This window comes from Streptomyces sp. NPDC001828 (assembly GCF_042892175.1).
GTDB lineage: Bacteria > Actinomycetota > Actinomycetes > Streptomycetales > Streptomycetaceae > Streptomyces.
Genome location: NZ_JBIATV010000001.1, coordinates 275,975 through 294,355 on the forward strand (window position 1 = coordinate 275,975; position 18,381 = coordinate 294,355).

17 protein-coding genes are annotated in these 18,381 nt (G+C 73.5%); 6 read left to right on the top strand and 11 right to left on the bottom strand.

The window, feature by feature from the left end:
* Positions 1-82 precede the first annotated feature (82 nt).
* The gene (locus ACFYZA_RS01355; RefSeq protein WP_388486147.1) at positions 83-1,303 is read left to right on the top strand and encodes an ROK family protein; all 1,221 of its coding nucleotides are present in this window, start codon (positions 83-85) and stop codon (positions 1,301-1,303) included.
* Here the strand turns inward: ACFYZA_RS01355 and ACFYZA_RS01360 are convergent.
* The 3 genes from ACFYZA_RS01360 to ACFYZA_RS01370 all read right to left on the bottom strand — a co-directional run bounded on the left by ACFYZA_RS01360 (position 1,291) and on the right by ACFYZA_RS01370 (position 3,457).
* Positions 1,291-2,175 (bottom strand): phosphotriesterase, encoded by an 885-nt coding sequence (locus tag ACFYZA_RS01360; RefSeq protein WP_382587928.1) that lies wholly within the window; start codon positions 2,173-2,175, stop codon positions 1,291-1,293. The genes ACFYZA_RS01355 and ACFYZA_RS01360 overlap by 13 nt on opposite strands.
* A complete protein-coding gene (locus tag ACFYZA_RS01365; RefSeq protein ID WP_388486149.1) occupies positions 2,169-2,738 on the bottom strand; it encodes a DUF4865 family protein in 570 nt (189 codons plus the stop codon). The genes ACFYZA_RS01360 and ACFYZA_RS01365 overlap by 7 nt, the downstream gene beginning before the upstream one ends.
* A 134-nt stretch (positions 2,739-2,872) precedes the next feature.
* Positions 2,873-3,457, bottom strand: coding sequence for a TetR/AcrR family transcriptional regulator (locus ACFYZA_RS01370; protein ID WP_388486151.1), 585 nt, complete (start codon positions 3,455-3,457; stop codon positions 2,873-2,875).
* A 151-nt stretch (positions 3,458-3,608) separates the two neighbouring features.
* On the opposite strand from ACFYZA_RS01370, the gene ACFYZA_RS01375 reads away from it, so the two are divergent.
* Positions 3,609-3,917 carry an SHOCT domain-containing protein gene (locus tag ACFYZA_RS01375; protein WP_388486153.1) on the top strand — a complete coding sequence of 103 codons (309 nt, stop codon included), beginning with the start codon at positions 3,609-3,611 and terminating at the stop codon, positions 3,915-3,917.
* Between the two features lie 31 nt (positions 3,918-3,948).
* On the opposite strand, the gene ACFYZA_RS01380 is transcribed toward ACFYZA_RS01375, so the two are convergent.
* Together ACFYZA_RS01380 and ACFYZA_RS01385 are read right to left on the bottom strand one after the other, a co-directional pair.
* Entirely contained in the window at positions 3,949-4,473 is a 525-nt protein-coding gene (locus ACFYZA_RS01380) for an ATP-binding protein (RefSeq protein ID WP_382587746.1), read from the bottom strand.
* A gap of 151 nt (positions 4,474-4,624) precedes the next feature.
* Complete coding sequence (locus ACFYZA_RS01385) at positions 4,625-4,954, bottom strand: hypothetical protein (RefSeq protein WP_382587744.1); 330 nt, start codon at positions 4,952-4,954, stop codon at positions 4,625-4,627.
* Positions 4,955-5,172: 218 nt separating this feature from the next.
* Here ACFYZA_RS01385 and ACFYZA_RS01390 point away from each other — a divergent pair, with 218 nt between their 5' ends.
* The 3 genes from ACFYZA_RS01390 (at position 5,173) to ACFYZA_RS01400 (ending at position 9,022) form a co-directional block, all read left to right on the top strand.
* Positions 5,173-6,273 (top strand): PLP-dependent cysteine synthase family protein, encoded by a 1,101-nt coding sequence (locus tag ACFYZA_RS01390; RefSeq protein WP_382587742.1) that lies wholly within the window; start codon positions 5,173-5,175, stop codon positions 6,271-6,273.
* Between the two features lie 60 nt (positions 6,274-6,333).
* Positions 6,334-7,239: a universal stress protein gene (locus ACFYZA_RS01395; RefSeq protein WP_382587740.1), complete on the top strand. Its 906-nt coding sequence runs from the start codon at positions 6,334-6,336 to the stop codon at positions 7,237-7,239.
* 151 nt (positions 7,240-7,390) lie between these two features.
* Complete coding sequence (locus ACFYZA_RS01400) at positions 7,391-9,022, top strand: FAD-dependent monooxygenase (protein WP_388486157.1); 1,632 nt, start codon at positions 7,391-7,393, stop codon at positions 9,020-9,022.
* A 41-nt stretch (positions 9,023-9,063) separates the two neighbouring features.
* Here ACFYZA_RS01400 and ACFYZA_RS01405 read toward each other — a convergent pair whose 3' ends face one another.
* Together ACFYZA_RS01405 and ACFYZA_RS01410 are read right to left on the bottom strand one after the other, a co-directional pair.
* A complete protein-coding gene (locus ACFYZA_RS01405) occupies positions 9,064-9,546 on the bottom strand; it encodes an SRPBCC family protein (protein ID WP_388486159.1) in 483 nt (160 codons plus the stop codon).
* 109 nt (positions 9,547-9,655) lie between these two features.
* Entirely contained in the window at positions 9,656-10,516 is an 861-nt protein-coding gene (locus ACFYZA_RS01410) for a DeoR/GlpR family DNA-binding transcription regulator (protein ID WP_388486162.1), read from the bottom strand.
* Between the two features lie 188 nt (positions 10,517-10,704).
* Here ACFYZA_RS01410 and ACFYZA_RS01415 point away from each other — a divergent pair, with 188 nt between their 5' ends.
* Complete coding sequence (locus tag ACFYZA_RS01415) at positions 10,705-13,038, top strand: hypothetical protein (protein ID WP_388486165.1); 2,334 nt, start codon at positions 10,705-10,707, stop codon at positions 13,036-13,038.
* Here the strand turns inward: ACFYZA_RS01415 and ACFYZA_RS01420 are convergent.
* The 4 genes from ACFYZA_RS01420 to ACFYZA_RS01435 all read right to left on the bottom strand — a co-directional run bounded on the left by ACFYZA_RS01420 (position 13,008) and on the right by ACFYZA_RS01435 (position 17,628).
* The gene (locus ACFYZA_RS01420; RefSeq protein WP_388486168.1) at positions 13,008-15,407 is read right to left on the bottom strand and encodes a right-handed parallel beta-helix repeat-containing protein; all 2,400 of its coding nucleotides are present in this window, start codon (positions 15,405-15,407) and stop codon (positions 13,008-13,010) included. The genes ACFYZA_RS01415 and ACFYZA_RS01420 overlap by 31 nt on opposite strands.
* 113 nt (positions 15,408-15,520) lie before the next feature.
* The gene (locus ACFYZA_RS01425; RefSeq protein ID WP_388487943.1) at positions 15,521-16,117 is read right to left on the bottom strand and encodes a hypothetical protein; all 597 of its coding nucleotides are present in this window, start codon (positions 16,115-16,117) and stop codon (positions 15,521-15,523) included.
* Between the two features lie 167 nt (positions 16,118-16,284).
* Positions 16,285-17,118 carry an MOSC domain-containing protein gene (locus tag ACFYZA_RS01430; protein ID WP_388486170.1) on the bottom strand — a complete coding sequence of 278 codons (834 nt, stop codon included), beginning with the start codon at positions 17,116-17,118 and terminating at the stop codon, positions 16,285-16,287.
* A gap of 57 nt (positions 17,119-17,175) precedes the next feature.
* The gene (locus ACFYZA_RS01435) at positions 17,176-17,628 is read right to left on the bottom strand and encodes a DUF6643 family protein (protein WP_388486171.1); all 453 of its coding nucleotides are present in this window, start codon (positions 17,626-17,628) and stop codon (positions 17,176-17,178) included.
* Positions 17,629-18,381 lie beyond the last annotated feature (753 nt).

Here is an 18,381-nt window from a genome sequence, read left to right on the forward strand (position 1 = left end):
GTGCCCGACGCCCGGCGCCCGCGAGCCCGGCACCGCGCGAACCGGGCCGGACGCCGCCCGGGATCATGGGAGACTCGCCCCCATGAACGGCAAGGCGACGACCACCAGGACCAGGCTGGACAGGGGCCGCAGCGCGCTCGGACCCGCCCTCGAACTGGTACACACCGGCCGCGCGCCGACCCGTGCCGTGCTCACCTCCGAGCTGGGCGTCACCCGCGCCACCGCCGGCGCGGTCGCCGCCGAACTCGAAGCCCTCGGCCTGATCCAGGTGGACTCGCGGCCCGCCGCCGCCGGCTCCCAGGGCCGCCCCTCGCACCGGCTCGCGGTCAACGAGGCCGGGCCCGTGGCGCTCGCCGCCCAGGTGCACGCGGACGGCTTCCGCGCCGCGCTCGTCGGCCTCGGCGGCGAGATCGTCGCCACCGACCCGGGCTGCGTCACCGTCTCCGCCGACCCGGCCCAGGTGCTCGGCGAAGTCGTCGACGCGGGCGCTGCCCTGCTCAGGGGCAGTGGCCGCCGCTGCGTGGGCGCGGGGCTCGCGGTGCCCTCCGCCGTCGCCGAGCCGGAGGGCACCGCGCTCAACCCGCTGCACCTGGCCTGGCCCGCGGGCTCCCCGGTGCGCGAGATCTTCGCCGAACGCGTCCGGGCGGCCGGCATCACCGGCCCCGCCTTCACCGGCAACGACGTCAACCTCGCCGCGCTCGCCGAGCACCGGCACGGCGCCGGGCGGGGAGCCAGGGACCTGCTCTGCGTGGCCACGGGACACCGCGGCGTCGGCGGCGCGCTGGTCCTCGACGGCCGTCTGCACAGCGGGAGTTCGGGCCTCGCCCTGGAGGTCGGCCACCTCACCGTCAACCCGGACGGCCGCCCCTGCTACTGCGGCAGCCGCGGCTGCCTCGACGTCGAGGCGGACCCGCTCGCCTTCCTCACGGCCGCCGGCCGCGCCCCCGGGCCCGAGGTCTCCCTCCTCGAACAGTCGAGGGCGCTACTGCGCCAGGAGTACGCGGACGCCCCGGTCCGCCGCGCGGCGGAGGAGCTCATCGACCGCCTCGGGCTCGGCCTCGCCGGGCTCGTCAACATCCTCAACCCGGACCGGATCGTCCTCGGCGGCCTGCACAAGGCGCTCCTGGAGGCCGACCCGGACCGGCTGCGCGCGGTCGTCGCCGACCGCAGCCTGTGGGGCCGCAGCGGCGGCGTCCCCATCCTCGCCTGCTCCCTCGACCACAACAGCCTGGTGGGGGCGGCCGAGCTGGCCTGGCAGCCGGTCCTTGACGACCCGCTGGGAGCGCTGGCTCACCAGGCGTAGACGCGTGCCGGATTGGTGACGAGGATCCGCTCCAACAGGTCCTTGCCCAGGTCGAGTTCGAGCCTCGGGGCGACCCGGCGCAGCAGATGCGCCATGCCCGGCGTGTCCGGCGTGACGGTGTCCCCGCCGAGCAGCAGCCGGTCCGCGAACCCCGCGTCCGCCAGCGCCCGCAGCGCGTCCGGCATCCGCCAGTCCGTGGCGTGGTTGGCCCGCGAGGGCCCGTCGAAGGCGAGGTTCGCCCCGGCCTCTGCGGCCAGGCGGTGCACCGCGAAGTCGGGCGAGCGGTTCAGGTGCCCCAGGATCACCGAGCCGGGCGCCACCCCCAACTCCCCGCACAGCAGGTCGAGTACGTCGAGCGCGCCCGTGCCCAGCTCCAGGTGGACGGCGATCGGCGCGCCCGTGCGCCGGTGTGCCTCGGCGGCGCCCCGCATCGTGAGGACGGCGTGCTCGTCGAGCCCGTGGAAACCTCCCGCCACCTTGATCAGGCCGGCCCGCACGCCCGTGTCGCCGATGCCCTCGGTCAGCTCCCCGGTGAACAGCTCGGCGAGGCGGTCGCGTACCGAGGCGAGCAACTCCGCCGTGTAGTGGGCGGCTTGGTGCAGCCCGGTGGCGGCGACGATGTGCACCCCCGACTCCCTTGAAAGAGCGGGCAGTTCGGCGACCCGCCGCCCCATCCCGTACGGCGTCCACTGGACCACCGTGGCGCCGCCGAGCGAGCCGAACGCGGCGAGCCGGGCCGCCGCGTCCTCGACGTCGTCCATCTCCTGGCCCGGCAACCGGGGGCTGCGGATGAAGAGGTGGTCGTGTGCGTCGACGACGCCGAGCCGGCCGGCCGGCACCTCGCCGAGCACCGTGTGCGCCGCGCTCACCAGTGCCGTCCCGACCGCAGCCCCGCGCGCCCGGGCGCGGAGAGGTGCAGCACCTCGAACCGGTCGCCCCCGTCCGCCGGCGCCGGCCCCTCCCAGAGCGTGAGGCGCACCAGCTCCCAGCGGCTCGGGTCGATGCCCACCGCGCTCGCCACCACCCCGGGCGCCGCGTCCTCGGCGACCGCGTCCGCCACGCTGCGGGCCGGTTCGACGCCTTCCGGTACGGGCGTGCGGCGCACGGTCGCGGCGGTGGGAGCGGACGTGGACGCGGGGCCCTCGGCGTACCCGAGGCCCACCCAGTGCCGCACCCGGGGGCGTCCGAAGTCGTCGACGACGCCCTGGAAGCCGGGGCCCCAGAGGAAGGAGTTCATGCCCTCGGGCGTGGCCCAGAGATAGAACGGCGCGTAGGAGTTGACGGGAGACGCGCCCCCTCGCTCGCGCATCAGATAGGCCTTGAGGCCGAGGCCCGGAAAGGCGTCCAGGAGATGGCCCCTGGTGGCGACGCGCTTGCGGATGATCTCCATGTCGTAGTCGGCGGGCAACGTGATCTCGTACTGCATGGCGTGCATCGCGTACTCCTCGGGCGATGGTGGGACGAGTGCCTGCGGCCTTCGCGAGGGCGGGAGTTGGGCGGGCGGCGGTTCGGCATGGGCTGCACCGGGCTCGAACCGGCGGGAGTTCGGGCGAGCGGTCGAGCCCTGGTTCAGCGGGGTCCGGCGGGCGGGGCGAGCAGGGAGAGCAGGCCTCGTACGCCCGCGTCGAAGGCCTCGGGCGAACCGGAGGCGCGGGCCAGCACATAGCCGCCCTGGACCGTCGCCACCACGGCGGCGGCGATCTCCCGGGGTGCCACACGCACCGCGAACTCGCCCTGGTCCAGGCCCTGTTGGACGATCTCGGCGAGCCGGCCGCGCAGCCAGTCGAGCGTCTCGTCGACGGGTGCGCGCAGCTCGGCGTCGGCGATGATCTCGGGGTCCATCGTCAGGCGTCCGACCGGGCAGCCGCGCAGCACGTCACGCTCGCGCAGCAGATACGCCGCGATCCGCTCGTACGCCGTGCCGTCGCCCCCGAACGTGGCCTCGGCCGTGGCCCGCATCTCCTCGGTGGTGCGCCGGATCGCGGCGAGCGCGAGATCGGGCTTGCCCGTGAAGTGGTGGTACATGCTGCCCTGGCCCGCGCCCGCCTGCTGCTGGATCGCCTTGGGGCTGGTGCCGACATAGCCCCGCTCCCACAACAGCTCGCGGGTGGCCTCGATCAGACGCTCCGAAGTGCTCATGGCCTCACTGTACATACCAGTAGGTACAGAATCCAGAGCGGTCGGGGGATCCCGGCCTACTTCCCGTGGGGTACGCCGACCGCCGCCGGACGTACGACGACGCGCGCCCCTCGCGGCGGGAGGCTCGAAGCATGAACCACCCACCCCACCAAGGGAGCTGACCGAGATGAACACCCTGGCCTACGCGGGGCCCGGCCCCGGACCCTGGATCTTCTTCGTCCCGCTGGTCTGGGCGGCCGTGATCCTCACCGTCGTGACCGTCCTGCGGCGAGCCGGCCGGCGGGGCCGCAGCGGGCCGTGGCGCCCGCCGATGGAGCGCCCGCCGACGGACGACCGCTCGCCCATCGCCGTCCTCGGCCGCCGGTTCGCCTCGGGCGAGATCGACGAGGAGGAGTACTGGCGCCGCATCTCCGTCCTGGAGGAGCACTTCGGGCGCGTGAATCCGGCCCCGCCCGGCAAGGGCGGCGCGGCGTGAGCGCCGCGGCGTGAGTGACGCGCCCGCCCGGTCAGCCCGCGACGGCCGACCGGGCGGCGCCGGCCTGACGGCCGCGGCCCGCGTGTTCGGGCCGCGTTTCCCGGAAGGGGGCGCCCGCCGAGACCTCGTACAACGGGTACGGCGGCAGTGACACGGCGGGTGAGGGCGCGGCGAGCGTGAACCACACGGTCTTGCCGGACTCGCCGACCGGGCGCACTCCCCAGCTCTCGCTGACCGCCGCTATCAGCGCGAGGCCGCGGCCGTTGGTGGCGAGGGCCTCGGCGTCCCGCAGGGCGGGCAGCGTCGGGTCGTGGTCGTGCACCGAGATGGTGAGCCGGTCGAGCAGCAGCTCGATCGCCACCGTGCACATCTTGTCCGGCTCGGCGTGCCGGTGGACGTTGGTGAGCAACTCGGTGACGCCGAGCGCCGCCTGGTCTATCAACGGATCCAGATGCCAGTAGCGCAACTGCGCCGATACGATTCTGCGGACCTGACCGATCCGCGACGGCAGGGCTTGGAGCTCCACCGTGCACTGCCTGCTTGGCTGGCTGATCACGGTTGCGACTCCCCGAATGTGGTCCGGAAGTAGCTGTCTGGTCCGGCGGCCCTGCTCAGAGCGTCACCGCCGGTAAACCCTCAGTGATGTGACACCAGCGTGGCCCAGGGGCTGACACTCCGCAACTCGCACGACCCGGAGTCCACGCGTCTCAGCTGTGTGCGCCGTGTGTCGTCTGCCGGATGGCCTGCAGGAACCGCTGGGTCAGCTCGGATCCGCGCGAGCGGTCCGGCTCCTCGCCCATCGTCAGGCGGTAGCGGGTGCCGTTGAGCCGCGCCACCGTCCGGTCCTCCTTGGCGAGCCAGGGCAGCCAGGGCCGCGCCGCGCTGACCGCGTCGACGGGCGCGCTGTCGATCTCCCGTCCGTTGCTGGTGAGCAGCGCGAGCCGCCCGTCCTTGATCAGCACCTGGCCGGCTCTGGTCAGCGAACGGGTCCACCGCTCGATCCGTACACCCTGCGCACTGAACTCGGGTTCCGCCATGACCGTCCGGCCCCCTTCGCATCGCTCCTGGTGGGCAGTCTGCACAACGTCGAGCCTACGCACCAGGGCGCGGTGGGGATCGGGTCCGGGCCAGTGCCGTCCAGCGCTCACCAGACGTCCCACAAGTCACTCCTATGGATGCCCAAAGGGAACGTTTGTGCAGGTCGGAGCGGTATTGTCGAGCGCGGGGGCGGCCAGAGGCAACAACGAGGAGTGGCATGGAAACCATCGATGTGGACCGCGGCGATCCGGCGTACCGCGCCTGGCTGAAGGAGGCCGTGCGCAAGGTCCAGGCCGATGCCAACCGCTCCGCCGACACCCATCTCCTGCGCTTTCCCCTCCCCGAGGCCTGGGGCATCGACCTCTATCTCAAGGACGAGTCGACGCATCCCACCGGCAGCCTCAAGCACCGGCTCGCCCGCTCGCTGTTCCTTTACGGCCTGTGCAATGGCTGGATCCGGCCGGGCAAGCCGGTCATCGAGGCGTCCAGCGGCTCGACCGCCGTGTCCGAGGCATATTTCGCCAAGCTGATCGGCGTGCCGTTCATCGCGGTGATGCCCCGGACCACGAGCGCCGAGAAGTGCCGCCTGATCGAATTCCACGGCGGCCAGTGCCACTTCGTCGACGACTCGATGAAGATGTACCAGGAGTCCGCCAGGCTCGCCGCCGAGAGCGGCGGCCACTACATGGACCAGTTCACCTACGCGGAGCGGGCCACCGACTGGCGCGGCAACAACAACATCGCCGAATCCATCTACCAGCAGCTCAAGTTGGAGCGCTATCCCGAGCCCACGTGGATCGTCGCCACGGCCGGCACCGGCGGCACCTCGGCGACCATCGCGCGCTATGTGCACTACATGCAGCACGACACGATGATCTGTGTGCCCGACCCGGAGAACTCCTGTTTCTTCGACGGCTGGACCCGGGGCGACGCGCTCGCCTCCAGCGACTGCGGCTCGCGCATCGAGGGCATCGGCCGGCCCCGCATGGAGCCCAGCTTCATCCCCGGCGCCATCGACCGCATGATGAAGGTCCCGGACGCGGCGAGCGTCGCGGCCGTGCGCGCCCTGGAGAAGGCGATCGGCCGCAAGGCCGGCGGCTCCACCGGCACCGGCCTGTGGAGCGCGCTGCGGATCGTCGCCGAGATGGTCGCCGAAGGCCGCACCGGCAGCATCGTCACCCTGCTCTGCGACCCGGGCGACCGCTACCTCGACAAGTACTACTCGGACAGCTGGCTCGCCGAACAGGGCCTGGACATCGCCCCCTACGCCGAGACGCTCGACACCTTCCTGGAGACCGGGGTCTGGGCCGCCCGATAACCGGATGGAACGGGACCTTCTGCCCGTGCGGGACCTCGTGGCGCGTGCCAGGGTGACGTCATGGACACGCGCCCGGTAGTTGTCGCCGTAGACGGATCCGACCACAGTCTGCGGGCCCTGGAGTGGGCCATCCCCACCGCCCGCAGACTGGCCGCCGAGCTGGTCATCGCGCACGTCCTGCCCGACCACACCCAGCTCTGGGTGGCCCGGCGCGCGGCCCTCGGCCCCGGCCCCGAGCTCAACGACCCGGTGACCGACCGGGTCCGCGCCGCACTTTCCGGGCGCGACCGGCTGCCTTCGGTGCGGTTCGACTCCCTGGAGGGCGAGGTGGCCGACGCGCTGCACGCCCTGGCCGCCGGCGCCCGCATGCTGGTGATGGGCTCGCGCGGGCGCGGCGGCTTCGCCAGCCTGCTCCTCGGCTCCAACAGCCTGGCCGTGGCGACCCGGGCGCCCTGCCCCGTGGTCGTGGTGCCGCGCCTGGCCCGCACGGGCGAGGACGAGCGGTCCAACGGCCGGGTCGTGCTCGGGCTCAACCTGGCCGACACCGTGGACGACGTGGTCGAGTTCGCCTTCGAGGAGGCCGGATCGCGGGGCGTGCCGCTCCAGGTGCTCTCCGCCTACCCGGCGCCGCCCCCGGCCGCCCTGATGGTCGCGGGCGAGTTCCCGCCGGGGCGGCTGGACGTCGACCAGTACGAACCCACCGAGCGGGACGAGCGGCGCGAACAGGCCGAGCGGCTGCGCCCGTTCCAGGAGCGCTTCCCCGGCGTCGAGGTGGACGCGGTGATCGCGCCCGCCGACGCCGCGGGCCATCTCGTCGACGCCTCGGCGTCGGCCGCGCTGATCGTGGTCGGCCGCCACCGCAGGCGCCTCAAGCCCGGCTCCCTCCTGATGGGCTCGGTGGCACACGCGGTGCTGCACCACGCGGAGTGCCCGGTGGCCGTGGTGCCGGTCCGGGACGACGACTGACCCGCGCCCCGCTGCGCGTACCTCAACTGACGCCCGCCGGGGCGGGGTTGAGCCAACTCCAGCGTTGACCCGCAGTTTGCCCCCGGCGCTCGCTCCGCTGTCTACGGTAGGAAAGATCCACTGAACGGCACGGGGCACACGGGGAGTTCGCATGTCATCTGTACTGATCGTCGGCGGGGGACTGGTCGGTCTGACCGCGGCCCTGTGCCTGGACCACCACGGGGTCGACTACGTCCTCGTGGAACGCAACGCCGAGCCGACGGTGCTGCCTCGCTCGCGCGGAATGCACACCCGCGCCGTGGAGATCTTCCGGCAGCTCGGAATCGAGGACGCCGTCCAGGCCGCGAGCGCCTCCGCCCTGAAGATGGGCAGGTTCGGCGGCGCCCGCACCGGCCGGAGCATCGCCGGATCCGAGGCGCTCGACCTGAGCCACGTCTTCGCGACCGGCGCGATGGTCGGCGCCGACGAGAGCCCCTCCGCGTTCTGCTTCTGCCCCCAGGTGCTGCTCGAACCGGTCCTGCGGGACCTGGCCCGGCAGCGCGGCGGCGACATCCGCTTCGGCACCGAACTGACCGCGTTCACCCAGGACGCCGACCGCGTCACGGCCACCCTCACCGACCGCGCCACCGGCGGCACCAGCACCCTGCACGCCGACTACCTGCTCGCGGCCGACGGCGCCGGCAGCCCGGTCCGGGGCGCCCTCGGCATCACCAGCACCACCCGCCCCGCCACCCACCACTACCTCAACCTCTACTTCCGCGCCGACCTCACCGACCTCGTGCGCGACCGCACCTTCAGCCAGTGCGAGATCACCGGCCCGGAGGTCTCCGGCCTCTTCCTGGCCAAGAACAACACCGACGAATGGTCCTTCCACCTCGCCTACGACCCGGCCCGCGAAAGCCCTGCGGACTATCCCGACGAGCGCTGTCTGACGCTGCTGCGCACCGCCATCGGCGCGGACGACCCCGCCCTGCGCATCGAACTCCTCGCCCGGGGAGTCTGGGACACCGCGACCGCGGTCGCCGACGCCTACCGCCGCGGCCGGGTCCTGCTCGCCGGGGACGCGGCCCACCGGCACGCCCCCTGGGGCGGCTTCGGCGCCAACACCGGCATCGCCGACGTGCACAACCTGGCGTGGAAGCTCGCCGCGGTCCTCGCCGGGCAGGCACCGGACGCGCTCCTGGACACCTACGAGCCCGAGCGCCGCCCGCGTGGCCTGCTCGTCACCGAACAGGCCTGGCTGCGCACCGACTTCCGCGCCCGGTACGCCATCCGTACGCCGGACAACGCCGAGGCGCTCGACCGCCAAGTGGGCACCGGCGAGATCATGACGCGCTACCGGTACGTCTCCGCCGCCGTCCACGGCACCCCGGCGGGGGAGGCGCCCGACACCGGGGAGACGGTCGACCTGCTCGCGGGCCAGACCGGCACCCGCACCCCGCACCTCTGGCTGGAGCGCGACGGCGGCCGCGTGTCCACCCTCGACCTCGCCGGCCCGGGCTTCGCCCTGCTCACCGGTGGGGACCCCCAGGCGGACGCGGCGTGGGCGGAGGGGGCGAAGACGCTGCCGGTGACGGTGCGTCATATCAGGCGCGGGGAAGCCGGATCGCGCTCCGCCGAGGGCGTCCTGTACGACACCGGGGGCGCGTGGCCGGGCCTGGTCGGGCTGCCGCCGCAGGGCGCACTCCTGGTCCGCCCGGACGGCTTCGTCGCCGCCCGGTCCGACGACGGCCTCACCCCGGGCACCCTGGACGGCATCTGGCGCTCGATCATGGGCCGCTGAAACAGGGCGAGTTGGTGATGAGCAGGGCTTGGCCGTCGTGGTCAGGGCGTGGTCGTCCCCACGAGGCGGCGGTCCAGCTTGCGCATCGCGCCCCTGAACGACCGGCCCACTCCGGGCGCCGCCGCCCGCATCGCCAGGCGGAACAGGGCCGGTCCCTCGCTCGCCATCGTCCAGCGGACCCGGGTGCCGGGGCCCTCCGCGACGAGCCGCCAGTCCTCCAGCATCGCCGCCACGCCGGGGGTGTTGGTCTCGTCGATGCGGTAGGCGTAGCGCTCGCCCGGATCCCTCGCCATGATCGTCTCGCGGAAGAACACCCCGCCGCGCAGCCGGACCTCGCGCCCGGCCCCGCCGTCCAGGGGCCGGGCCGCGGCGACCGAGGAGAACCAGGCCGGGGTGTCCGCGACCTCCTCGGCGAGCGCCCGGTAGACGTCCCCGGGCGCGGCCGAGACCCGGGCCGTGTACACCAGGCGTACCGGCGCCGACTCGGCGAAGTCGAGTTCCACGGACCTGAGTCGGCGAGCCATGACGCATACCTCCGGGCGATCGGGTGCGCGAGGACCCGCACCCGGGGAAAGCCCGTGGGGGGCGCGGACCGCAGGGGCGGGAAGCCCGCACACCATAGCTGGCGGGCCGTCAGATGTCTGTGGCTCCGCCGTTGTCGCCGCCGTTGTCCGTGCCTTCTCCCGCCACCACGAGATCCCGCAGGTGCTCGGTCATCTCCTCGCGGGACCCCTGCGAGAGCCCCGCGTCCGTCACCAGCGAGTCGACCTGGTCGAGCGAGGCGAACGAACTCAGCCCCACCGTCCCCCACTTGGTGTGGTCCGCGATCACCACGACCCGCCGGGCGGACTGCACGAACCGCCGGTTGGTCTCCGCCTCCGCGAGGTTGGGCGTGGAGAGCCCGGCCTCCACCGAGATGCCGTGCACCCCGATGAACAGCACATCGAAGTGGAGCGAGCGGATCGCCGCGTCGGCGACGGGACCCACCAGGGTGTCGGAGAGCGTCCGCACCCCGCCCGTGAGGACCACGGTCGCCGCCCCCGGACGCGGCGCCGAGGAGGCCGAGGCGCGCTGCGCGGCGTGGAACACATCGGCGACCTGCACCGAGTTGGTCACCACCGTCAGCTCCGGCACGTCCACCAACTGCTGGGCCAGCGCGTACGCCGTCGTGCCGCCGGCCAGCGCGATGGCGCTGCCGGGCACGGCCATCCTGGCCGCCTCCCGCGCGATGTCCTGCTTGGCGCTGAGCTCAAGCGTCGACTTCGCCTCGAAGCCCGGCTCGTGCGCCGTGGCCTCCGCGACGGGCACGGCCCCGCCGTGCACCTTCTCGATCACGCCCTGGCGCGCGAGCGCGTCCAGATCCCGGCGGACCGTCATGTCCGAGACGTTGAGTTTCCGGGTGAGCTCGTTGACCCGGACCCCGCCACGCCGTCTGACCTCATCGAGGATCAGCGCGCGGCGCTGCTCCGCGAGCAGATTCTGGTGGTCGCTCACTGCCGGGCCGACCCCTTCCACATCGTCGAACACCTCGCCGGGCACAACCGCACCCCCGGCCTGCGAACACCCATCCTGTCACGGGGAGATTCCGTGAGAGCACCGCACCAGGGCGTCCCGATCCGGGATCCTGATGTTCCGTGCCACCCGCGCCGCCGATCCCGCCGTCACGAGAGCGAGCCGCAGAAGTGTCCCGTGCCCCAGCCGCCGCTCCGGCCGACAGCGTCGCCGAAACCGCAGGACCGGCCCTCGAACTGCTGGTCCACGGTGTCGGCGGCACCACACCGCAGGCGATGCTCGGCGACCCGCGCACCGTGCGCGTCACCGGCGACGACACCGCCGCGATCTACCGGTGCGCCGAGGACGTCGACGCCGAGGCGCACCCCGAGCGCTACCGCGACCGCCCGGTGCCCGAGGCGTACGTCTGGTGCAACCTCACCTCCGGCAACAGCGCCCGCGCCCTGTGGCTGCTCCTGCTGCCCTTCATGGTGATCAACCTCGCGCACTGGATGCGCCCGCCGGCCAAGGAGCCGCGCTGGGCGATCCGGCTGTACGGGGTGCTCGTGCGGCTGCTCGCGCTCAGCCTCACCGTGCTGCTCGTCGCCGCGGCCTGCGAGGTCGCGCTCGACCTCACCGCCTGGCAGTGCGCGGGCTCGGCCGCCTGCTCGCGCTCCTGGTACTGGCTGGGCTTCACCTCGGTGGCCCACCACGGCTGGTGGGCCCAGCCGGGGCGCCGGCTCGCCCTCGCCGCGCTCGCGCCCACCGCCCTGACCGTGCTGCTCTGGTACCTCTCCAACCGCACCTGGAGCGCGTACGAATCGCAGCAGCCGCTCAACGCCGACCCCGCCGGCGACTCCACCGAGGCGACACGGCCCGCCTTCAGCAGGCCCGGATTCTGGTACGGCAGGCGGCTGGTGGCCCGGCTGCGCGCGACCCACACCGCCGCCGGATTCCTGACCACCGCCGCCGCCGTCACGGCCGCCGCCGCCCGCTACGACCGCGCCTCCACCAGCGCCGTCTTCGCGACGCTCGGCCTCCTCATCGAGTCGGCCCTCGCCGTCGCGGGGGTGGTCGTGGTGTGGGTGGTGTGCCGACGCGGACGGACCGAGACCCATCTCGACGAGCGCCTCGACAAGGCCGTCACCGCCTGGCTGCCCGTCTCCACGCTCGCCCTCCTCGCCCTCGCCGTCCTCTACGCGGCCTGGGACCGCGCCGACTGGGCCTCGGCCGGCACCCTGCCGGGCGACCGCGCCTTCGGGTTCCTCGCCTTCGCCCAAGGGATGCTCGTGGTGGCGCTCGCCGCCGTGGCCCGGCACCTGCGCCGCCGGGCACCCGGCGAGCGCACCGCCCTGCGGGGACTCGGCGGCCCCGCCGTGGCCATGCTCGCCTGCGCGCTCGGCGGCGTGATGACCGGCGGCGTCGCCCAGCGCGTCGCCGACTGGGTGGACCACGGCGCCACCCCCGGCATGACCGGCCCCGCCCCCAACGGGCCGCCCCCGCTGCTGACTTGGCAGGCCTCGGTGATCCCCGCCCTGATCGCCCTGCTGATCCCCGTCGTGCTGTACTTCGCCGTACGCACCTGGCGCACCGCCCGCGCCGACGCGCCCCGCGTCATCGCGGACTATCCCACCGAGCGGCCCGACAGCGGCCGCACCCGCCGCATCGCCGCCGCCCGCGCCATGGCCCGGCTCACCGACCGGGCCCCCCTTTTCCTCGGCATCGTCTCCGGGGCCTCGCTGCTGCTCGGCGCCGCGGCCCTTGCGGGTGCCTGGTGGGCCGGCCAGGTGCCGGCCCGGGCGGCCGACGACGCCCCCGCCCCGGTCGCCTTCGGCGCCGACGCCGCCCAGTCGCTCGGCTCCTGGTGCACCGGGTTCGGCTTCCTGCTCTTCGTCACGTGGGGGCGGCGCGCCTACAAGGACGCCGCGGCCCGCCGCACCGTCGGCATCCTGTGGGACGTCGGCACCTTCTGGCCGCGCGCGGCCCACCCCTTCGCGCCCCCGTGCTATGCCGAACGTGCCGTGCCCGACCTCGCCTGGCGGATGAACACCTGGACCGGGCGCACCGGCGGCCGCCTGGTGATCTCCGGCCACTCGCAGGGCAGCGTGCTCGCCGCGGCCGCGGTCTGGCAACTGCCTCCCGGCACCCGGCGCCGAGTCGCCCTGCTCACCTACGGCTGCCCCGTGGAGCGGCTGTACGGACGCTGGTTCCCCGCGTACTTCGGCCCCGCCCCGCTCGAAGCGCTGCACCAGGAGGTGCACTGCTGGCGGAACCTGTGGCGGGCCACCGACCCCATCGGAGGCCCCGTCCGCGTGAGCGGCGACGTCGACAGGGGCCCGCTGCTCGACCCGGTCGCCTACGGCCGGACCGACCTGCACCCGCTGCCCGCACCCATCCTGGGCCACTCCGACTACCAGGCCGACCCGGCCTTCGCCCACGAACGCACGCTGCTCCTCGCCGAGTTGGCGCACGGGGTGCCCAACCAGCGCGCCGATCAGGGCAGTTCGGGCAGATCGTCCGGATAGAGCAGGGTCAGATCGTCGGTGCTGGCGTCGGCCAGCTGGGCGACCCGGCCCGCGTGGCGCTCCACCATCGACTCGAACGTCTGGCGCGCGGTCCGCCCGTTGCCGAAGGCCGCGCCCCTGGGCAGCACCGTGAAGTACTTCAACAGGCTCTCCGAGGTACCCGTACCGAGCCGGTACTCGTGCTCGTCGGCCTGCTGCTCCACGATGCGCAGCAGTTCGTCGGCGGAGTAGTCCGGAAACCTGATGGTCCGTGAGAAACGGGACGCCACACCGGGGTTGACGCTCAGGAAGCGCTCCATCTCCGCCGTGTACCCGGCGACGATGACCACGACCGCCTCCCGGTGGTCCTCCATCAGCTTCACCAGCGTGTCGATGGCCTCCCGGCCGAAGTCACGCCCCGAGTCCTCGGGGGAGAGCGCGTACGCCTCGTCGATGAACAGCACACCGCCGCGCGCCCGGTCGAAGGCCTCCTGCGTGCGGATCGCGGTCGAGCCGATGTGCTCGCCCACCAGATCGACGCGGGACACCTCCACCAGATGACCGCGCTCCAGCACGCCGAGGGAGGCCAGGATCTCCCCGTACAGGCGCGCCACCGTGGTCTTGCCGGTGCCGGGGGAGCCGGTGAAGACGAGATGCCGGCGGACCGAGGCGGCCTTGAGGCCGGCCTGCTGCCGCTTGCGGCCGACCTCGATCATGTCGGTGAGCGCCCGCACCTCGCGCTTGACGCTCTCCAGGCCCACCAGCGTGTCCAGTTCCCCGAGGACCGCGCCGGAGCTGCGCGCGGGCTCGGCCGCCTGCGGTGGCGCGGACTCGACGGCCCGCTGGTCGGGCACGGCGGACAGCAGGCCCATGGTCTGCGTCGCGCTCTGCACGGCGGGCGGCTCGGGGGCGCCCGCCGTGGCACCGCTCTCGTCGCTGGTGCAGTCCTCGACCACCGCGCCGTCCTCGGAGAACTCGTAGCCCCGGCGCGCACAGCGCTCGGTGCGGCAGCGCGTCAGCGTCGTGCGGCAGCCGTCGATGACGTGGAAGCCGAAGCCGCCGCTGCCGGTCACCCGGCAGGCGTGGAAGGTGCCGCGGCCCTCGGCGGACACGTAGAAACCGGCCTCGGCCGGCGAGGTGACCGTGACGCGCTCGATGCGCGGGTCGGCGCCCTTGGTCACGATGACGCCGGTCTGGGCGCCGTCGATGGTGCAGCCGGCGAGCGTGCCGCCGCTGCCGTGGTCGCGGAACCAGGCGCCGGTGGCGGCCTCCCTGATCCGGCAGTCGTCGAGCTGCGCGGTCGCGCCGTCGCTCACCGACACGGCGGTGTTGCGCACCTGGGTGAGGTCGCTGTCCACGACGTCGGCGCGCGAGCCCCGGTCGAGCACGAAGATCGCGTCGGGTACGTCATGGACGCGGCAGCCCTCCAGGACCGCGGTCGCCCCGTCGCTGACCCAGACCGCCGGGTAGTCGCCCGTACTGTCGTGGATCTCGCACTGGTTGGCGTCGACCCGGGTGCCCGGGTCCCACACCGACAGGCCGTTGCGTCCGAAGCGGCGGACCTTGGTGCGGGTCAGCGTGAGCACCGAACGCGAGCGCAGGTCGACCGCGTTCTCCGGGATGTCGTGGATGTCGCAGTCCGCCAGCGTGAGCACCGCGTCCGTGTCCAGGGTGATGCCGTCGGCCGAGGTGCGGTGCACCGTGCAGTCGGTGAGGTGGGCCGCGGCGCGCGAGGCGATCTGCACCCCGGCGCCCTTGACCTCGTACACCTCGCAGCCGAGCGCCTCCAGACCGCTGCCCTCGCCGCTGACGGCAAGCCCGGCACCGCTGGAGTGGTGCACCCGGCAGCGTTCGAGCCGGGGGTGGCCCGCGCTGTGCACCGAGACGCCGGACTGCCCGGCCGCGACGACCTCGCACTCCTCGAACACGCCGCCCGCGCCGTCGAAGACGCCGATGCCGACCCCGCCCGGGTTGTCCACCGTGCAGCGCCGCACCGTGGGCCGCGCCCCGCCGCGCACCTCGATGCCGACCGCGGAGCGGGTCACCACCCGCAGATCGACGAGCTCGGGCGCGCCGTCCTCCACGAGCAGTGCGGGCGCCGCCGCGTCCTGGCCCTCCAGATACAGGTCCCGCACGGTCGCCGAGGCCCGCACGGTCAGCGCCACCCCGTCGACGGGGGCGATCCGGACCGAGCCGACGGCGCCCTCGGGGCCGCGCAGGGTCACCGAGCGGCGCAGCACCAGGTTCTCCCGATAGGTGCCCGGGGCGATGGTCAGGACGTCGCCGTCGCCCGCGGCCTCCAGGGCCGCGGCCAAGGAGGCGTACTCACCCGTGCGGCGGCGCCACCTCGACGTGCCCGTGTGCGTCACCTGGACCGTGCCCTGAGCCATCGTGCTGCCGTGCCCCCACCTCGTGTGTGCGACCTCGCACACACCTCGACCGTGACCTCGCATGTGCGGCTGATGGTCCACCGTAGCGCGCGCGGGCCCGGTGAGTTGACCGGTCAGCTGCCCGCGCCGGTCCGGCCCCAGTCCGGACCGTATCGGGCCCACGCCCGGTCCAGGCGCTCATACCGCCGGCGTATCAGGCGCCATACGATCAACCGCCGTATGCCCTCGATGAGTCCGGCGGCCGCCGCGGCCGCGCAGATCCCCGAGAACACCGCGTGCGTCGCCGCCGCGCCCGTCGTCATCGGCCGGGGCACCGGGCCGCCGTGGTCGTCCGTCCACAGCTGGAAGGTGGCGCCGGGCGCGGGCGCGTTCAACGGCGTTCCGATCGTGCCGGTGTGTGAACTGCCGTCGTGCGCCGTCCAGTTGGCTATCACTTTGGTGCGGGTGACGCGGCCCGTCGAGCCGTCCGGCTGCGAGGTCGCCGTCTGCCGCTCGGCCCGGGCCACCACGACGGCCGCGGTCACATGCCGGTGCAGGCGCTGCTCGGCGACCGCCTGGCGCAGCGACGCGTCGGTGCGCGTGCCGCACAGCGCCCCCACCAACGGCACGGCCAGCACCATGACCACCAGCGTCACGAGCGCCAGCCAGGCCTCCGCACGGTCCGTCCGGCGGCGCAGCGGATTGTGCCGCCAACGCCACACTCCCGACATCGCTCGCACGGGCCACGCACCCCCTTCCGCCTCCGGGCCGCCCCCGGGGTGGGGCGGCTTGCGCGCGGGTGACGCGAACAGGGACCCGTCCACCCGGCTCGACTGCTCAACGCATCCGCTACCCACAGGAGTTCCCGCGTGGCGCAGAGCTATGCGGGAACCCTCGGTCAGGCGAGGACCTTCATCGCGTCACCGACGCGCAGGGTGCCGGTGTTCTCCGGGATCACCAGGACGCCGAACGCCAGCGCGCTGCCGATCCTGCGGTGCCGGGCCAGCGTGCGCAGCGGCTCCTTGCCGCGTTCGGCGGTGGCCTGATCGGTGGTGGTGATGACACAGCGGCCGCAGGGCTTCGCGAGCCGGAAGGAGACCTCGCCGATCGAGATCCGCGACCAGGTGTCCTCCGCCCACGCATCGGTCCCCTCGAGCACCACGTTCGGCCGGAACCGGTTCATCGGCAGCGGGCCCTCGTCGGGCCGGTCGCCCTGGGCGATCAGCGAGTTGAGGGCGGCGAGCGACGCGTTCGTGGCGATCTGGAGCGGGAAGCCGTCGGCGAAGCTGACCGTCTCGCCGTTCGGCGCGTACTTCGGGTTGATCGTTCTTCGGCTCGCCGGGTCGTCGAGGTGCGTGAGCCGGACCTCGGCGCCCAGATAGTCGCTGAACCACGCGTGGGCCGCGTCGGCGGCGGCCACCGCCTCGAACTTGGTGCCGAACAGCATGACGCCCGTGGTGGCCAGCGGCTCCGGCGGCTCGACCACCAGGTCGGCGCGCCCGGGCGCGGACAGGCGTACGCCGCCGCCGGGCAGTGTGGCGGCACTGCTCAGAGCGAGGCGCGGGCGCTCGCGTTGCGTCACGGCCGTGCCGTCCGTGTCCACCAGCATCCAGCGGCGGTCCCCGGCGAGACCCCATGGCTCGACCACCGCTTGCGCTGCCTCGTGTCCCCCGACCGACTTGACGGGATGGATGCGGATCCCGTGGACGACAGCATCAAGTCCGTTGTTCATGAACACATTCTCCCAGCCGTCCCGGACAGATGCCCGGACGGCCGGTCCCGCCCTCGGTCAGTACCCGGTGCCCTGATAGGGCCGGTTGTACGGGTCCTCGTACTGCGTGGGCGCCGGCCGCGGCGCGGCGGGCCGCATGGCCTCGTACCCGGTGCCGACCGGACGCTGCGGCATCGCCTGCTGACCCTGGTAGCCGCGCGGGGCCGAGGGCTGCTGAGGGATGTACGGGGCGGGCGCGTGCTGCAGCGGTACGGGCTGCGGCGCCGGCTGCTGGTATCCGTACGACGAGGCGTAGGACGGGCTCTGCTGCGAGGGGGCGGCCGGCAGCGCGGGCAGCGCCGACGGCAGCGCCGGCAGGTAGTTGCTGCCGGTGTCATAGAGGGAGGGCACTCGGATCGGGGCGATCTGAGGCGTACCCCGTTCTGCGACGAGGGAGTCGTAGATGGGGGTGTCCGGGAAGAACGGCGCGGAGTAGTAACCGCCGCCATAGGTGGAGCGGGGGGAGGTCATGGCACATAAGTTAAGCCCACGATGTGGCCGTTGGGGAGCCCCAATCTCGGGGTCATCCCATTTGCGCTGGTTTAACCACTCTGACCTGCCGAAACGGCCGTAAGAACGGCGTCAACGACGGGGTCTGCCGAGTGGGCCGGGCCGGCGGACGGGGGATGACCGCCGGCCCCGCTGTGCCGATCATGAACGGTGGCCGACGGGGTCTTCAATCGTCGGGTTCGGAGTGTGTCATGTCGTGCCGGCCGATTTGAGCGGGATTTGAGCGAAGGGCGAGGGGACCCGGTCCGGCCCCCGATCCTTCGTCCGGGCCTCACCGGGCCTCACCGGGCGTGCGGGCCCGGGACCGTCGAAGCGGACGCGTCGAAGGGCGGGCAGGGGGGCGCGAGATCGCGCCAAGGTGTCCGCCGGGCGGATGTTCGCCGTTCGGGGATGCGTACAGTGCCCGGTGGTCGAAACCGCACGGCAGCCCGGTCCGGTGAGCGGATACCGGCAACAGACAGGCTCTTGGTCGGGCCTCGAACTGACCGTCGGGCAGCACCTGTTGTGCATCACGGAGGCGGGTCCGGCCGTGCCACCCAGCCCCGCTCCAGCACCTGGTCGACAACTCGCACCCACTCGCCCAGCACCTCGCCGACCTGGTATGGCTGAGCTCTCGCGAAACGGGGGGCCTTCGCGGCCCGCGCCCCCGGCCGGGGTAGGTGCCCCGTGGCCGATCGGGCGTTAGGTTGGCGTGCAGAGATCCGTGGGCGCCGC

Bases quoted from the DNA above. Each gene is read 5' to 3' on its own strand.
- ACFYZA_RS01355 (WP_388486147.1), top strand. From the start codon at position 83: ATGAACGGCAAGGCGACGACCACCAGGACCAGGCTGGACAGGGGCCGC.
- ACFYZA_RS01365 (WP_388486149.1), bottom strand. From the start codon at position 2,738: ATGCACGCCATGCAGTACGAGATCACGTTGCCCGCCGACTACGACATG.
- ACFYZA_RS01370 (WP_388486151.1), bottom strand. From the start codon at position 3,457: ATGTACAGTGAGGCCATGAGCACTTCGGAGCGTCTGATCGAGGCCACC.
- ACFYZA_RS01375 (WP_388486153.1), top strand. From the start codon at position 3,609: ATGAACACCCTGGCCTACGCGGGGCCCGGCCCCGGACCCTGGATCTTC.
- ACFYZA_RS01385 (WP_382587744.1), bottom strand. From the start codon at position 4,954: ATGGCGGAACCCGAGTTCAGTGCGCAGGGTGTACGGATCGAGCGGTGG.
- ACFYZA_RS01390 (WP_382587742.1), top strand. From the start codon at position 5,173: ATGGAAACCATCGATGTGGACCGCGGCGATCCGGCGTACCGCGCCTGG.
- ACFYZA_RS01395 (WP_382587740.1), top strand. From the start codon at position 6,334: ATGGACACGCGCCCGGTAGTTGTCGCCGTAGACGGATCCGACCACAGT.
- ACFYZA_RS01400 (WP_388486157.1), top strand. From the start codon at position 7,391: ATGTCATCTGTACTGATCGTCGGCGGGGGACTGGTCGGTCTGACCGCG.
- ACFYZA_RS01405 (WP_388486159.1), bottom strand. From the start codon at position 9,546: ATGGCTCGCCGACTCAGGTCCGTGGAACTCGACTTCGCCGAGTCGGCG.
- ACFYZA_RS01420 (WP_388486168.1), bottom strand. From the start codon at position 15,407: ATGGCTCAGGGCACGGTCCAGGTGACGCACACGGGCACGTCGAGGTGG.
- ACFYZA_RS01425 (WP_388487943.1), bottom strand. From the start codon at position 16,117: ATGTCGGGAGTGTGGCGTTGGCGGCACAATCCGCTGCGCCGCCGGACG.
- ACFYZA_RS01430 (WP_388486170.1), bottom strand. From the start codon at position 17,118: ATGAACAACGGACTTGATGCTGTCGTCCACGGGATCCGCATCCATCCC.
- ACFYZA_RS01435 (WP_388486171.1), bottom strand. From the start codon at position 17,628: ATGACCTCCCCCCGCTCCACCTATGGCGGCGGTTACTACTCCGCGCCG.